The organism is Moraxella oculi (assembly GCF_023336735.1).
Taxonomy (GTDB): Bacteria; Pseudomonadota; Gammaproteobacteria; order Pseudomonadales; family Moraxellaceae; genus Moraxella; species Moraxella oculi.
In genome coordinates this window covers 1-14,764 of sequence record NZ_JAMBAQ010000017.1, presented here as the reverse complement: position 1 = coordinate 14,764, position 14,764 = coordinate 1, and the positions used below count along the sequence as shown (strand labels likewise).

The following is a 14,764-nucleotide window of genomic DNA, read 5'->3' as shown; positions in this document are numbered from 1 at the left end:
AGATGATAAAAACACATCTGATTCATTTTACCATAAAAACAAAACCGCCTTACAAAAAAAGCGGTTTTGTTTGTCTTTAAGGCATCAAAATAACACACGCACTCGAATCGTTTCAGGCACATGACGCAGTCGTTGTAGTGCTTTTTCAGAATCACTATCGTCAACATCCATCACCAAATAACCAACATCACCACGAGTCATGAGGGATTGAGCGACGATATTGATGCCCGCATCAGCAAATGACGCATTGATTTGCGACAGCACACCTGGCACATTCTTATGAATGTGTAATAAGCGGTGAGCACCCTGCGTCAATGGCACGGATACATTTGGAAAATTAACAGCACTGGCAGAATCACCCTGATCAGAATAGCGTACAAATTTCTCAGCCACTTCTAAGCCAATATTTGCCTGTGCTTCTTGGGTTGAACCACCCACATGTGGCGTTAAGATGACATTGTCAAAATCACGAAGTATGGAAACGAACTCTTCATCAGCAGATTTTGGCTCTTTGGGAAATACATCAATCGCCGCACCCAACAATTTACCGCTTTTGAGTGCCGATGCTAACGCATCAATATCCACGCAGCCGCCACGAGCAGCGTTGATGAAAAACGCACCATCTTTCATTTGGTCAAATTGATCTTTGGTCATCATATTTCGGGTGCTTGGCAAATCAGGCACATGTAGCGTTACCACATCCGACTTCGCCAGCAACTCATCAAGACTTCCCATCTGCGTCGCATTGCCCAATGGCAATTTGGTAACAATATCGTGATAGATGACTTTCATGCCCAAGCTTTCAGCCAGTACTGACAACTGCGAACCGATAGAGCCATAACCAACGATGCCCAGCGTCTTGCCTCGCACTTCATAGCTGTCTTTTGCCGACTTATTCCACCCACCACGATGCACGACCGCATTTTTTTCAGGAATGCCACGCATCAGCATGATGGTTTCGGCCAATACCAATTCTGCCACCGAACGCGTGTTTGAATACGGTGCATTAAATACCGCAATGCCAAGTTTGAGTGCAGCGTCTAAATCCACTTGATTTGTGCCAATGCAAAAACAACCAATAGCGATCAATTTTTCAGCAGATTTTAATACTTTTTCTGTCAACTGTGTGCGTGAGCGAATGCCAATAAAGTGAGCATCTTTGATTTTTTCAATCAGTTCTGCTTCATCTAATGCGGTTTTAATGTATTCAATATTGACATATCCTGCTTCATTAAGCACTTTTAAAGCATTGTCATGCACGCCTTCTAAAAGCAAAAAGCGGATTTTATCTTTTTGTAATGATAAATTCATAAAGTTCTCATTTAACAAGAAATAAAGTATGTGAATGATGCTTGGCAATCTAAGAGCTTTAAGCAACATACCTCATTAAAATTTCAAGCACGACCAAACAAAAAAAGCCCATCATGATGATGAGCTTTCTTAATGCCATCAGCCGTCCTGACCCAACTCATCAGCGAATGCTTTGGCAAAACTGTCTTTGGTAGGCACGCCATCTGTAGGTGCTAGCAATTCATCAGACAAAAGCAAGTCATCAACGACACGAGTCTCTTCAGCCATCTGTGCCTTACGCTGACGATTTTGATGGTATGCCAAGCCAGTACCCGCTGGAATCAAGCGACCCACGACCACATTTTCTTTTAGACCTGTCAATTCATCAACCTTGCCCATTGTTGCCGCAGCAGTCAAGACACGGGTTGTCTCTTGGAAAGACGCTGCAGAAATGAAGCTTTCTGTTGCAAGTGATGCCTTAGTGATGCCTAAAAGCTGGCGTTCAAACTGTACTGGGAACTTATTATTAGCCACCAATTCCTCATTCAATGCACGAATCTTCGTGTATTCTGCTTGGTCGCCTTTAAAGTAGTTAGAATCACCACCGTCAATAATTTCTACTTTGCGTAGCATTTGACGAACAATGACCTCAATGTGTTTGTCATTGATTTTAACACCTTGCAAGCGATAAACCTCTTGCACCTCATTAACGATGTAATTCGCCAATGCCGTTTCACCTTTGAGACGCAGAATGTCATGTGGGTTTTGCGGACCGTCGGACACCACCTCACCACGCTCAACCATTTCACCCTCAAACACATTGATCTGACGCCATTTTGGAATTAATTCTTCATGCACATTTCCATCTGCATCGGTGATGATAAAACGGTTTTTGCCCTTGGTTTCTTTACCAAATGACACCACACCGCTGATCTCTGCCATGATGGCATGATCTTTTGGACGGCGTGCTTCAAAAAGATCAGCAACTCGTGGCAAACCACCCGTAATATCTTTGGTGCCAGAAGTGGCTTGTGGCACACGACCCAATACAGAACCTGCGGTTACTTTTTCACCTTCTGAGACACGAATGACAGTCTCAGCAGGTAAGAAGTATACCACCTCTTTGCCATCTTGTGTGTCTAGGATGATTGCAGGGCGTAAATCTTTGGCGATGCTTGGACGGTCTTTGCTTGCTAGAATCTCAAATGAACTCACACCTGTGGTCTCATCCATCTTCATCGTAGCGGTCATGCCATCGGTAATGTCGCTAAAACGCGCAGTACCAGCAAATTCAGTAATGATTGGGTGGGTATGAGGATCCCATTTGGCAATCACATCGCCAGCATTCACTTCCTCGCCATCGTGCAACATGACATTTGAGCCATAAGGCACTTTATAACGCTCACGCTCACGACCTTGATCATCCGCCACGCCGATTTCAGCAGAACGAGAAACGACCACCAGATGCCCATCAGCATGCTCTACAGTCTTCATATTATGGAAGCGAACCGTACCATTGCTGCCGACAGACACGCTGTTATCAACCGCTGCGGCACTTGCTGCACCGCCCACATGGAAAGTACGCATGGTTAACTGAGTACCTGGTTCACCGATGGACTGTGCCGCCATCACGCCTACTGACTCACCGATGTTTACTAAGTGGCCACGAGCCAAATCACGACCGTAACACTTAGCACATACGCCATGACCTGCCTCACAGGTAATCACTGAACGCACATACACCTCATCAATCGCATTGGCATCTAATTTTTCAACCAATCTCTCATCAATCAGCGTGCCATCAGTAGCAATCACCTCGCCTTCAATCGTTGTTATCTCTTTTGCAGTAACACGACCAAGCACACGATCGCCCAATCGTTCTACAATTTCACCACCATCAATCACAGGTGTCATGCGCTGACCTGCTTTCGTGCCACAGTCATCAATCGTAATCACCAAGTCTTGTGCCACATCAACCAAACGACGAGTCAAATAACCTGAGTTTGCTGTTTTTAGAGCAGTATCCGCAAGACCTTTACGCGCACCATGTGTTGAGATGAAGTATTGAAGTACCGTCAACCCCTCGCGGAAATTGGCTTTAATCGGTGTTTCAATGATCGAGCCGTCTGGTTTTGCCATCAGTCCACGCATGCCTGCCAGCTGACGGATTTGCGTAGCACTACCACGAGCACCTGAGTCTGCCATCATGTAGATTGAGTTGAATGATTTTTCACGCTCAATGTCGCCATCAGCATTCACAACCTCATCAGTCGATAAGTTTTCCATCATCGCATTGGCAATCTTGTCTGATGTACGAGACCAAATATCGACCACTTTGTTATAACGCTCACCTGCGGTAACAAAGCCTTGCTCAAACTGCTGCTCAATCTCACGCACTTCTGAATCGGCTGCGTCCATGATTGCTTTTTTGGTCGGTGGGATTACCATGTCTTCCATGCCAATGGAAATTCCAGACAAGGTCGCCTGTGCAAAACCTAAGTACATCAAATGGTCAGCAAACAACACCGACTCTTTAACACCAAGCTTACGATAACACGAGTTTAGCAGACCAGAGATATTCTTTTTGGTCATCTCTTTGTTACATTCATGAAACGCCATGCCCTCAGGCATGATATTCCAAATCAATAATCGGCCAGCAACTGTTTCTTTTATCTCAGTCTTAGTGATTTTTTCATCAGTTTTTTCATCAATGATGGTTTCGGTAACACGGACTTTAATCTTAGCATTGACACTCAAATCTTCCGAACCAATCGCACGCAATGCCTCATTTACCGTGCTAAACACCATGTTTTCACCTTTGGCATTCACATGGCTACGACTGATGTAGTACAAACCCAAAACGACATCTTGCGATGGAACAATGATCGGTTCACCATTGGCTGGCGACAAGATGTTGTTGGTTGACATCATCAATGCACGAGCTTCCAGCTGAGCTTCCAAGGTTAATGGCACATGAACCGCCATTTGGTCGCCATCGAAGTCGGCGTTAAAGGCTGCACAAACCAATGGGTGTAATTGAATCGCCTTACCTTCAATCAGTACTGGCTCAAATGCTTGCAAGCCCAAGCGGTGCAGTGTCGGTGCACGGTTTAGTAGTACTGGATGTTCACGGATCACACTGGCCAGCATATCCCAAACGGCTGGTTCTTCACGCTCAACCATTTTCTTAGCTGCTTTGATGGTTTGAGCGATGTTATTTTGTAGAAGCTTGGCATAGGTGAAAGGCTTAAATAACTCCAACGCCATTTTCTTTGGCAAGCCACATTGATGCAAGCGTAGCGTCGGACCCACAACAATCACCGAACGACCAGAGTAGTCAACTCGCTTGCCCAGCAAGTTTTGACGGAAACGACCCTGCTTACCCTTAATCATGTCAGCCAATGATTTTAAGGGGCGTTTGTTTGATCCAGTAATCGCACGACCACGACGACCATTATCAAGCAAGGCATCCACCGCTTCTTGTAGCATGCGCTTTTCATTGCGTACGATGATGTCAGGAGCATTTAGCTCAAGTAGGCGTTTTAGACGGTTGTTACGGTTGATGACACGGCGGTACAAGTCATTCAAATCACTCGTGGCAAAACGACCACCCTCAAGCGGCACCAATGGACGCAAGTCTGGTGGCAATACTGGCAATACCGTCATTACCATCCATTCAGGTTTGTTGCCAGAATCTCGGAAAGATTCTAACAGCTGCAAGCGCTTGGCCATCTTTTTTAGTTTTGTTTCCGAATTCGTCTGCGGAATGGAATTACGCAAACCATCAATCTCAACATCAACATCGATGTCTTTTAGCAAGTCTTGAACAGCTTCCGCACCCATTTTAGCAACAAATTCATCACCATACTGTTCAAGAGCCGTGAAATATTCTTCGTCATCAAGCAATTGATTCTTTTCAAGACCAGTCATGCCTGGGTCAGTTACGATATAGCTTTCAAAGTACAAGACGCGCTCAATATCACGCAAAGTGATGTCTAATAAAAGACCAATACGGCTTGGCAACGATTTTAAAAACCAAATGTGTGCCACAGGGGATGCAAGTTCAATATGACCCATGCGATCACGACGAACCTTAGCGGCTGTTACCTCCACGCCACATTTTTCACAGATGATACCTTGGAATTTACGGCGCTTATACTTGCCACACAGACATTCAAAATCTTTAACAGGGCCAAAAATTTTAGCACAGAATAATCCATCACGCTCAGGCTTGAAAGTGCGATAGTTGATGGTTTCTGGTTTTTTTACTTCACCATGCGACCATGATTTTATGGTATCTGGGCTGGCCAAAGAGATTTGAATGCTGTCAAATTCTTTCATGCCGTTATTAGCAGGGCCTTTCATGATGTCTAATAAATCTTTCAAAAGGATTCTCCGTTATCTTCTGCAATTCGATCATCTGCACCAACCTAAGTCAGACAATTATCAGGCTGGTGCTTGGTTATGAAATGTTGACTTATTTTTTCTTTTCTTTTAAGTCAATGTTGATACCCAACGAGCGAATCTCTTTGGTCAATACATTGAACGACTCTGGCATGCCTGGGTTCATATACTGTTCACCATCAACAATGTTCTTGTACATGCGAGTACGACCCTCCACATCATCTGATTTGACGGTAAGCATTTCTTGTAAGGTATAAGTAGCACCATAGGCCTCTAAAGCCCAGACCTCCATTTCACCAAAACGCTGACCACCAAACTGAGCTTTACCACCAAGCGGTTGCTGAGTAACCAGACTATAAGAACCTGTTGAACGAGCATGCATTTTGTCATCAACCAAATGGTTGAGTTTTAGCATGTACATATAACCAACGGTTACAGGACGATCGAACTTCTTACCAGTACGCCCATCATACAGTGTTTGCTGACCTGATTTGTCCAGACCTGCCAGCTCCAAAAGCTCTTTAATCTGCGTTTCTTTAGCGCCGTCAAAGACTGCCGTACCCATTGGAACCCCTTTGCGTAGATTTTCCGACATTGCCAAGATGTCCTCATCTGATAAGCCATCAAGATCAACTTGTTCACCGCCGACCTTGTTATAAATCTTATCCAAAAATTCACGCAATTCACTGACAGCCACTTGAGCACGCATCATGTCATTAATTTTATCACCAAGACCACGAGCCGCCATACCCAAATGCGTCTCCAACACCTGACCGATGTTCATACGAGATGGTACACCCAATGGATTTAGCACGATGTCCACAGGATTACCATTTTCATCATAAGGCATGTCCTCAACGGGCATGATGCGAGACACAACACCTTTGTTACCATGACGACCTGCCATCTTATCGCCTGGCTGAATACGGCGTTTGACCGCCAAATAAACCTTAACGATTTTTTGAACACCATGAGCCAAATCATCGCCTTGTGTCAGTTTACGCTTCTTCTCAGCAAACTTATTATCAATTTCGTCTTGTTTATCCCTTAGGTAATCAGCAATTTGATTCAAACGCTCAGAGATCTCCTCTTGGGCAGGCTGTATGTCAAGCAAGTCATCTAATGACAAACTCTCTAAGTCAGACGCCGTCAATACTGTGCCAGCCTTAAAGCCTGCACCACCACTGATGGTTTGGGATTCTAGCAAATGCACAATACGACTGCGTGCCGCCGCTTCAAAGATGTTCAACTCTTCTTTTAAATCTTTGCGATAGCTGTCAAGCATTGCTTTTTCAATTGATTTGGCACGGCTGTCTTTTTCCAGGCCATCGCGAGTAAATACTTGCACATCAATCACCGTACCTTTTGTTGATGAAGGAACACGCAGTGAAGTATCTTTAACATCAGCAGCCTTTTCACCAAAAATCGCACGCAGCAATTTTTCTTCTGGGGTCAGTTGGCTTTCACCTTTAGGCGTAACCTTACCGACCAAAATATCACCAGCATCAACCTCTGCACCAATATAGACAATACCAGCCTCATCTAAGTTAGCTAAGGCCGCCTCACCAACATTAGGGATATCTCCTGTAATTTCTTCAGGGCCCAGCTTCGTATCACGGGCCACGCAGGTCAACTCTTGAATATGAATGGTTGTAAAGCGATCTTCTTGCACCACACGCTCTGAAAGCAAAATCGAGTCTTCAAAGTTATAACCATTCCAAGGCATGAATGCCACACGCATGTTTTGACCAAGTGCCAATTCACCCAAATCGGTAGAAGGGCCATCTGCCAAAATATCGCCACGAGCAATCACATCGCCTTCGTTGACAATGATACGCTGATTGATACAAGTATTTTGGTTGGAACGGGTATACTTGATAAGATTATAAATATCAATGCCTGCTTCACCTGCGACCATTTCATCTTCGTTCACACGCACGATAACACGACTGGCATCTACCTCTTCAATCACACCACCGCGTTTGGCGACCACGCACACACCACTGTCTCGAGCCACATGTCGCTCCATGCCAGTACCAACCAATGGCTTGTCAGAACGCAAAGTAGGTACTGCTTGGCGTTGCATGTTCGCACCCATCAAAGCACGGTTTGCGTCGTCATGCTCCAAAAACGGAATCAGCGATGCTGCCACCGATACGACTTGGCGTGGTGAAACATCCATGTGCGTTACCTTATCAACACCCATGCGAACGGACTCACCCTGATAGCGAACCATGACCATCTCTTCGGTCAACTCGCCATTTTGGTTCATCGGTGAGTCCGCCTGTGCAATCACAGAACCCACTTCTTCAATGGCACTCATGTACTCGATATCATCGGTTACCTTACCATCAACAACACGGCGATAAGGAGTCTCTAAAAAACCAAAATTGTTGGTCTTAGCAAATACCGCCAATGAATTGATCAAACCAATGTTTGGACCTTCAGGCGTCTCAATTGGACACACACGACCGTAGTGAGTGTTGTGAACATCTCGAACCTCAAAGCCTGCACGCTCACGCGTCAAACCACCAGGACCCAGTGCTGACACACGACGCTTATGGGTAATCTCAGACAATGGATTGTTTTGATCCATGAATTGAGACAGTTGAGAAGAGCCGAAAAACTCCTTAATCGCTGCGGCAACAGGTTTTGAGTTAATTAAATCCTGTGGCGATAGACTGTCAGATTCAGCAGTTGTCAAACGCTCTTTCACCGCTCTTTCAACACGGGCAAGACCAATACGGAATTGATTCTCCGTCATCTCACCAACCGAGCGAATACGACGGTTACCCAAATGGTCAATATCATCAACTTCTCCACGACCATTACGAATCTCAATCAATTCTTTTAATACATCAACGATGTCTTGGTTTGATAGCACGCCTTGCTCACGCTGCACCTCAATGTCGTCAGTCTCAATGAACTCACGACCCAAGCGACGATTAAATTTCATGCGACCAACATTGGACAAATCATAACGCTCTTGACTAAAGAACATCTGCTCAAATAATTTTTCAGCCGTTTCCAAAGTCGGCGGCTCACCTGGACGCATGACCTTATAAATTTCAATCAAGGCTTCCTCACGAGACATGATGGTGTCGGCACGCAGAGTGTCAGCAATATAAGCACCATGATCAATATCATTGGTGAACAAGATCTTAAAGCCTTTGATGTTTTTATCAGCAAGCTTCACTAACAAATCATGGTCAATCAAGGTATTGGCACGAGCGATGACTTGGTCATGATAGACAATGTCTTCCGCCAAGATTCGTTCATACAGATATTCATCAGGAACTGCCAGCTTGGTCATTCCTGAATTGATGATTTCTTTAATACGGCGTGCGTTGATGCGTTTGCCTTGTTCAACAATCACCTTGCCCTCTGGCGAGATGATATCAAATTGTGCCATCTCACCTTGTAGACGCTCAGCCACCAACTCAACTTCAAAAGACTCTGCACCTTTGTACACCTCAATCGTTTCAAAGAAAGTCTTCAAGATGTCATTGGTATCCATGCCAATAGCACGCAAAATGATGGTAGCAAGTAACTTGCGACGACGATCGATACGGGCATAAACCAAGTCTTTTACATCAAATTCAAAGTCTAACCAAGACCCACGATAAGGAATGATGCGTGCATTATAAAGCACTTTACCACTTGAATGTGATTTACCTTTATCGTGATCAAAAAACACACCAGGGGAGCGATGAAGCTGGGAGACGATCACACGCTCAGTACCATTAATGATGAAAGTACCATTTGCTGTCATGAGTGGAATTTCACCCATAAAAACAGTCTGCTCACGAATGTCTTTAATGACAGCTTTGCTGTCTTTATCTTTACTATCCTTATCTTTTAATACCAAACGAATTTTGACACGCAAAGGAGCGGCAAAAGTCGAACCACGCATGATGCATTCACGCTCATCAAACTCAGGCTCTCCCAAATAGTATTCAACAAACTGCAATTCAGCATTTCCAGAATGGCTAACAATCGGAAAAATAGATGAAAAAGCTGCCTGTAAACCAACATTGGCACGCTCTTTTGGTTTTTTATGCTCTTGCAAAAACTGCTCATAAGAATCCACTTGGATGGCCAGCAAATAAGGCACATCCATGACGTCTGGAAGTCTAGAAAAACTTTTACGAATGCGTTTCTTTTCAGTATAAGAATATGCCATTAATGTTCCTTACAGTAAACCAAAACAAAAGGTAAATCATACAAACTTATCAAGACAAGCTTGCTGGATAAAGGGTATCAAAGCAGAAAAATCAAATCATCAGACACAACAAAAAACCAAACACCCAACAGGCGTTCAGCATCAAAGCATGAAAGCGGATAAAGTTGTTGCATCAGCACGGTTTGTCCTTTTCACTTGTGTGGGAAACTTAGCGCTTCTAACCAAAATACCCAAAAATAACAAAACAAAATGCCAAGTTCGTGGCTTTTTGGCTCAGTTGATAACACCAAATCCTTGACCAATCCACACAAAAGGTCAAATAAAGAATTTTAACCTAAAAAGCTCAATAATGCAAGCTTGCATTAGATTTTATTATGAAAGATGAGATTATCCAACCAAAAACAGTTAATTCAAAAACCCCGCTTTCACATAAAATCAATCCAAACCCTTTGATGACACCTTCTCCAAACAATCAGCAAAAACAAAAAAACAATTTTTTAAACCAGTTTTAGCAACTCATGATTTAACACGCACAAAATCCAAATTAAATAAAAAAAGCTGATAATGCAAGGCATTATCAGCTTTTATACACCTAAAACTTAGGCAAATTTTTTGGCAACGATGGGCTTATTTAAGCTCAACACTTGCACCAGCTTCTTCAAGCTTCTTCTTAAGCTCTTCAGCTTCAGCTTTAGAAGCACCTTCTTTAACAGTTTGTGGAGCACCTTCAACTAGGTCTTTAGCTTCTTTTAGACCAAGACCAGTAACTTCACGAACTACTTTAATAACAGCAACTTTCTTGTCGCCACCAGAAGTTAGAACAACATTGAAGTCGTCTTTTTCTTCAGCTGCCGCTGCTTCACCGCCAGCTGCTGGAGCTGCTGCTAGGGCTGCTGCAGATACACCAAATTTCTCTTCCATCGCAGAGATAAGCTCAACGATTTCCATGACTGATTTTTCTGCGATTGCATCTAAGATTTGTTCATTAGTTAGTGACATAGCAATTATTCCTATGAAATAAAATGGTAAATTGAGCAAAACGGATGATTTTTACAAAATTCAAAAAATTTGAAAAAATTAAGCCGCTTCTTGTTCTTGCATCTTGTCGCGAAGTGCAGCCAAAGTACGCGCAAGTTTGCCTGCTGCTGCTTCTTTCATGGTACCCATCAGACGAGCAATGGCTTCGTCGTAAGTTGGTAGTGTTGCAAGTTTATCGATTGAACTGGCGTCAATAAATTCGCCTTCAAAAGCTGCACCTTTGATTTCAAACTTATCGTTACCCTTTGCAAATTCTTTGAACAAGCGTGCTGCAGCACCTGGATGTTCATTTGAAAATGCAATCAGTGTAGGGCCAACGAATACATCGTTCATGCAAGCAAAATCAGTGTCTTCTAGAGCACGGCGTAATAAAGTATTACGCACAATACGCATGTTCACACCTGCCGCACGAGCCGCTTTACGAAGTTCGGTCATCTGTGCCACTGTTACGCCACGAGAATCGGCAACAACAGCAGATAGGGCAACTTTGGCAGCTTCATTTACTTCAGCAACAATTGCTTGTTTGTCTTGAAGATTTAGTGCCATGGGTTGTCTCCATATTTATTATTTGCAAGCAAATAATAAGCAAATTTCACAAATCCAACTGGATTTGCACCAAATACGGTGACTCATCGTCTTTCCGTCTGCGTAGGCTTATGAATCATCATAATTTATGCGATTAATGATCATGACTAACCGCACCTACGGTCTTAGACAGCACAACCCGCTGTGCTGAACTAATAATACGATATACTGAATGCTTAATTACGGGAAAGCATACAATAAAAATGTCTATTATAGGTGAAAAACCCTAAAAATCAAGCTTTATATGATGACTGAGTTTTTCACCTTTATTGGATAATCAATACGATTACTTGTTAGCACGGTGCGGAACTGGATCGATAACAATGCCAGGACCCATGGTGCTAGACAGAGTAATTTTCTTGATATAAATACCTTTAGAGGTTGCAGGCTTAGCACGCTTTAAATCATTCAGCAATGCGGTAGCATTTTGCTCGATTTGCTCACCAGTAAAGCCAATTTGACCGATAGAAGCATGGATAATACCAGCTTTATCAACACGGTATTGAGCTTGACCAGCTTTCGTGTTTTTAACAGCAGTTGCAACATCAGCAGTTACCGTACCAACTTTTGGGTTTGGCATTAAACCACGAGGACCCAAAATCGTACCCAATTGACCAACAACACGCATGGCGTCTGGTGAAGCGATAACAACATCAAAGTCTAGGTTGCCAGCTTTGATGCTTTCTGCCAAATCTTCAAAGCCCACAACATCAGCACCTGCTTCTTTAGCAGCATCAGCAGCCGCACCTTGAGCAAATACAGCAACACGCTTAGTTTTACCAGTACCAGCTGGCAAGTTGGTAGCACCACGCACCACTTGATCTGATTTACGAGGATCAACACCCAAATTGATGGCGATGTCGATAGACTCTTTGAATTTTGCTGCTGGCAAATCATTCAAAATTGCCACAGCCTCTTCGATGGTGTATAGCTTATTGCCATCAACTTTTTCATTGATGAGCTTCTGACGCTTAGTTAGCTTGGCCATTACACACCCTCCACATTTAGACCCATTGAGCGAGCAGTACCTGCGATGGTACGAATACCTGCTTCAAGCTCGGCAGCAGTTAGATCCGCTTCTTTGGTTTTAACGATTTCTTCAAGTTGCGCACGGGTTACGGTGCCCACTTTGTCTTTATTCGGCACACTAGAACCTTTGGCGATGCCAGCAGCTTTACGCAACAAAACAGCCGCAGGTGGCGACTTCATGATGAAGGTGAAAGACTTGTCGCTAAACACAGTGATGACGACAGGAATTGGCAGACCAGGCTCAAAGTTTGCTGAGGCAGCGTTGAACTCTTTACAGAACGCCATGATATTCACACCTTTTTGACCCAAAGCTGGACCAATTGGTGGTGATGGATTTGCCTTGCCAGCAGGCACTTGTAGCTTGATGTAGCCATCAATCTTCTTTGCCATAAGTATACTCCAATGGTGGGTAGTAGCGCTACGATTAGCTCCCCAAAGTTAAGAATTAAACATGGTTTAATTCAATTAAAAACTCTAAGCAACGCTTAGAGCTTAAAATGACTATTATAACGAATTTAACTGAGTTTTTCAACTTTTGTAAACTGCAGTTCAACTTCAGTCGGACGATTAAACACGCTCACAGTCAGATGCAGTTTAGACTTATCATAATCAACTTTTTTCACCAATCCCTTGAAATCAGTGAAGGGACCATCAATGACCAGCACTTCTTCTCCTGGTTCAAACATGGTCTTAGGACGAGGTGCGTCAGTACCTTTTTGAATACGATTCAAAATGCGATCAGCTTCTGCTTTAGTAATGGGTGCTGGATTTTCTGGCGTGCCACCGATAAAACCTGTGATATTTGGGCAACTGCGAACAATGTGCCAAGTATCTTCGGTCATCTCCATATTAATAAGCACATAACCTGGAAATAATTTATGCTCAACCGTGCGTTTTTTTCCATCACGCATTTCAATCACTTCTTCGGTAGGCACTAACACATCACCAAAAGATTCAGAAAACTCACTGCGTTTGATACGCTCAATCAAGGAACGCTGAACTTGTTTTTCATAACCAGAAAACGCCTGGATAATATACCAACGCATCGCATCACCTTTAAATAAATTAGTTAAGAACAAAGCCAATAATTTTATTAAAAATATTATCCAACACCCAAACAACCACGCCAAAAATAATGATCATTAAGATGGTTTGCCATGTATAGCGAATGGTTTCATCTTTAGTTGGCCAAGTTACACGACGCAACTCAATACCTGCATCTTTAAGCAGCGTTTTGAAAGCACGACCTTGATGAGTAAACACCAAACAAATGATGGCGAAAATTATCAAAGATGCCGTGCAGGCCAACTGCACCCAAACATCATTTGCCATCACCCAATATCTAGGCAAATAGTCCGAAACTAATGTGGCACCGATGAGTGCAACAACGGCTAGCAACCATAGCAAATAGTCTTTGACCGAGTGTCTTTTGGCAACTTCAACAACATTTTCTTTAGAAACAGTGATTGTTTTTTTTTGCTGAGCTGAGCCATTTGACGCCACAGTTCGAGCTTGTGAATCAAAATTATCTTTATTAGCACTCATGCAGAAGTTTGCCTTGGGGTGACCAATTTTTTTATGTGATTAAAATAATGGTGTGAAAAAATAGAATGGCAGGCGATGAGGGACTCGAACCCCCAACCCTCGGTTTTGGAGACCGATGCTCTACCAATTGAGCCAATCGCCTAAAGAGTTAAGAACTATTATTATAGCAAAGATAATTTAAAATGCAAGAGATTTATAAAATATTTTTAAAACCCTTTGCATTTTATTCATTAGCCAAAAGCAGTTGTAAAATAAGTGTTTTTGCATTCATTTAAAGCCTCTTAGGTGATCAGCCTCTTTCACATCTTGAATATCTCCGTTTCTACGACCTCATTAACCATTTTTTTGTATCAAAGATAGATCATCTAAGTCGCTACATGCAATATTTTTTATTATCAAACCAGCCCATTAAAGCATGATTGATACTTTAATCAAACTCATCAATAACCAAATCTTATTGGTGTTCTGTTGCAAATGTGATTCAATACAATATAAAAATGCACGATCAAATGCTGGTAAAGTCATCCAAGAATATCAAGGCTTGTTCATTTAGACCAATGATTTAATTTAAAAAATTATTTCCCCCAAGAGAAAACCCCCACCATCTTAGGCAGGGGTTTTTGACTTAGTAAGTCGTGTTATGTTTGCTGTTAAGCCAATCTTATTTTAAGATCAGTTTTTAACATTAGC

The 14,764-nt window shown here is 43.0% G+C and carries 10 protein-coding genes and 1 tRNA gene; 1 reads left to right on the top strand and 10 read right to left on the bottom strand.

Features of this window, described 5'->3' with window-relative positions:
• Positions 1-84: 84 nt before the first annotated feature.
• The 3 genes from serA to rpoB all read right to left on the bottom strand — a co-directional run bounded on the left by serA (position 85) and on the right by rpoB (position 9,877).
• The gene (serA, locus tag M2R47_RS07905; RefSeq protein ID WP_249101428.1) at positions 85-1,311 is read right to left on the bottom strand and encodes a phosphoglycerate dehydrogenase; all 1,227 of its coding nucleotides are present in this window, start codon (positions 1,309-1,311) and stop codon (positions 85-87) included.
• 138 nt (positions 1,312-1,449) lie between these two features.
• Positions 1,450-5,676, bottom strand: coding sequence for a DNA-directed RNA polymerase subunit beta' (gene rpoC / locus M2R47_RS07900; protein ID WP_249101424.1), 4,227 nt, complete (start codon positions 5,674-5,676; stop codon positions 1,450-1,452).
• 91 nt (positions 5,677-5,767) lie between these two features.
• Positions 5,768-9,877: a DNA-directed RNA polymerase subunit beta gene (gene rpoB / locus M2R47_RS07895; protein WP_249101421.1), complete on the bottom strand. Its 4,110-nt coding sequence runs from the start codon at positions 9,875-9,877 to the stop codon at positions 5,768-5,770.
• Positions 9,878-10,251: 374 nt separating this feature from the next.
• On the opposite strand from rpoB, the gene M2R47_RS07890 reads away from it, so the two are divergent.
• Complete coding sequence (locus M2R47_RS07890; RefSeq protein WP_249101418.1) at positions 10,252-10,389, top strand: hypothetical protein; 138 nt, start codon at positions 10,252-10,254, stop codon at positions 10,387-10,389.
• A gap of 115 nt (positions 10,390-10,504) precedes the next feature.
• On the opposite strand, the gene rplL is transcribed toward M2R47_RS07890, so the two are convergent.
• The 7 genes from rplL to M2R47_RS07855 form a co-directional block, all read right to left on the bottom strand.
• Positions 10,505-10,876 carry a 50S ribosomal protein L7/L12 gene (gene rplL, locus M2R47_RS07885; protein ID WP_249101416.1) on the bottom strand — a complete coding sequence of 124 codons (372 nt, stop codon included), beginning with the start codon at positions 10,874-10,876 and terminating at the stop codon, positions 10,505-10,507.
• 78 nt (positions 10,877-10,954) lie between these two features.
• A complete protein-coding gene (gene rplJ, locus M2R47_RS07880) occupies positions 10,955-11,461 on the bottom strand; it encodes a 50S ribosomal protein L10 (RefSeq protein ID WP_249101413.1) in 507 nt (168 codons plus the stop codon).
• Between the two features lie 325 nt (positions 11,462-11,786).
• Positions 11,787-12,488: a 50S ribosomal protein L1 gene (gene rplA, locus M2R47_RS07875; RefSeq protein WP_249101409.1), complete on the bottom strand. Its 702-nt coding sequence runs from the start codon at positions 12,486-12,488 to the stop codon at positions 11,787-11,789.
• Positions 12,488-12,919 (bottom strand): 50S ribosomal protein L11, encoded by a 432-nt coding sequence (rplK, locus tag M2R47_RS07870; protein WP_249101405.1) that lies wholly within the window; start codon positions 12,917-12,919, stop codon positions 12,488-12,490. Before rplK ends, rplA begins: the two co-directional genes overlap by 1 nt.
• A 125-nt stretch (positions 12,920-13,044) precedes the next feature.
• Complete coding sequence (gene nusG, locus M2R47_RS07865) at positions 13,045-13,575, bottom strand: transcription termination/antitermination protein NusG (protein ID WP_249101403.1); 531 nt, start codon at positions 13,573-13,575, stop codon at positions 13,045-13,047.
• Positions 13,576-13,594: 19 nt separating this feature from the next.
• Positions 13,595-14,074: a preprotein translocase subunit SecE gene (gene secE, locus M2R47_RS07860; RefSeq protein ID WP_249101400.1), complete on the bottom strand. Its 480-nt coding sequence runs from the start codon at positions 14,072-14,074 to the stop codon at positions 13,595-13,597.
• Between the two features lie 66 nt (positions 14,075-14,140).
• Positions 14,141-14,216 (bottom strand) — tRNA-Trp (locus M2R47_RS07855).
• Between the last annotated feature and the right edge of the window lie 548 nt (positions 14,217-14,764).

What these genes read in the sequence shown, in the direction of transcription:
- rpoB (WP_249101421.1), bottom strand. Translation starts at nt 9,877, where the DNA reads ATGGCATATTCTTATACTGAAAAGAAACGCATTCGTAAAAGTTTTTCT.
- secE (WP_249101400.1), bottom strand. Translation starts at nt 14,074, where the DNA reads ATGAGTGCTAATAAAGATAATTTTGATTCACAAGCTCGAACTGTGGCG.
- nusG (WP_249101403.1), bottom strand. Translation starts at nt 13,575, where the DNA reads ATGCGTTGGTATATTATCCAGGCGTTTTCTGGTTATGAAAAACAAGTT.
- M2R47_RS07890 (WP_249101418.1), top strand. Translation starts at nt 10,252, where the DNA reads ATGAAAGATGAGATTATCCAACCAAAAACAGTTAATTCAAAAACCCCG.
- serA (WP_249101428.1), bottom strand. Translation starts at nt 1,311, where the DNA reads ATGAATTTATCATTACAAAAAGATAAAATCCGCTTTTTGCTTTTAGAA.
- rplK (WP_249101405.1), bottom strand. Translation starts at nt 12,919, where the DNA reads ATGGCAAAGAAGATTGATGGCTACATCAAGCTACAAGTGCCTGCTGGC.
- rplJ (WP_249101413.1), bottom strand. Translation starts at nt 11,461, where the DNA reads ATGGCACTAAATCTTCAAGACAAACAAGCAATTGTTGCTGAAGTAAAT.
- rplA (WP_249101409.1), bottom strand. Translation starts at nt 12,488, where the DNA reads ATGGCCAAGCTAACTAAGCGTCAGAAGCTCATCAATGAAAAAGTTGAT.
- rplL (WP_249101416.1), bottom strand. Translation starts at nt 10,876, where the DNA reads ATGTCACTAACTAATGAACAAATCTTAGATGCAATCGCAGAAAAATCA.